Origin of the sequence: Curtobacterium sp. B18 (assembly GCF_000333375.1) — a bacterium.
Classification (GTDB): Bacteria; Actinomycetota; Actinomycetes; order Actinomycetales; family Microbacteriaceae; genus Curtobacterium.
The window spans coordinates 1-1,138 of the sequence record NZ_BACZ01000714.1 but is presented as its reverse complement, the minus strand read 5'-3'; the positions used below and the strand labels follow the sequence as shown (position 1 = coordinate 1,138).

Annotated in this window: 1 protein-coding gene; it reads right to left on the bottom strand. The window is 74.5% G+C overall.

The features are described from left to right. Positions 1-360 precede the first annotated feature (360 nt). Entirely contained in the window at positions 361-1,101 is a 741-nt protein-coding gene (locus tag I5E_RS19080; RefSeq protein ID WP_031263206.1) for a FadR/GntR family transcriptional regulator, read from the bottom strand. Between the last annotated feature and the right edge of the window lie 37 nt (positions 1,102-1,138).

Sequence of the window (1,138 nt, the reverse complement as noted above, 5' to 3'; positions counted from 1 at the left end):
CGCCCGCCCCGGCGGAAGCGACGAGGCCACGTCGGCGAGCACGGCGTTCACCTGCCCCGACCAGATCCCGTCGTGCTCGGCGTAGCGGGCCTCCCACCAGGTGCGTGCGGAACCGGATGCGCTGGCGGCGCTGTCGTCGTGGGTGTGCATGCGCACACTCCACCGCACGGACCGGGCAGGACCCAAGCGGTGTTGCCGCCCTGGCAACGTCGCACCGTGCGTGGCGGGGCCGCACCGCGCCTCCTGGCCGCCCGATCGTGAGCAGACGACGTCGGGTCGCCGTCCCCGACCCGACCATTGCTGCTCACGAAGGGCCCGCGGGGCCCCCCCCCCCCCCGCGCCCGCGGGGCCGCGCGCCCGTCAGTCGACCGGGCCGGCGTGTTCGATGCGGGCGCTCGCCGTGGCCATGTGGTCGTCCATCGCCCGCTGGACCGCGAGGACGTCGCCGGCACGGAGCGCCTCGAGGATGGCGCGGTGCTCCTCGTACGCGGCCTCGGTGGCCTGGCGCGTGCGGACCCGACGGCCGACCCAGACGCTGAGCATCGAGCGGAGGCTCTGCAGCAGGTCGGCGAGCACGTCGTTCCCGGCGGACCGGGCGAGCAGGACGTGGAAGCGGACGTCGGCCTCGATGAACGCGTCCGGGTCGTCGAGCGTCTCGTGCTGCCGGTCGATGTAGGTCTGCAGCTCCTCGAGCTGCTCCGGGGTCGCGCGCTGGGCGGCGAGGATCGCAGCGGTGCGCTCGAGCGAGGAACGGACCTCGAGCAGCTCCCGGGTCCGGTTCGACGCGAGCATGAGCCCCCACGACAGGGTCGTCGGCAGCAGGTCCGAGGTGCCGCCCTGCAGGTACGTGCCGGACCCCGGGCGGATCTGCACGATGCCGAGGATCTCGAGGGCGGCGAGGGCCTCGCGCACGGCGGAGCGACCGACCCCGAGTCGTTCAGCGAGCACGCGCTCGGCGGGCAGGCGCGATCCCGGGGCGAGGTCGCCGGCGGTCAGCAGGGACACGAGCTGTCGAGCGACCTCGGAGGCGGGCGACCCCGTCGGGACCGACTCGAGCTCGAGGCGGATGTTGAGCGGGTCGTCCGGGCTGAACGCGGGCATGGAGTGAGCGTACCGGTCGGTCAACCGGTTGCCGGCG

Coding starts and splice junctions, on each gene's coding strand:
- I5E_RS19080 (WP_031263206.1), bottom strand. CDS start 1,101: ATGCCCGCGTTCAGCCCGGACGACCCGCTCAACATCCGCCTCGAGCTC.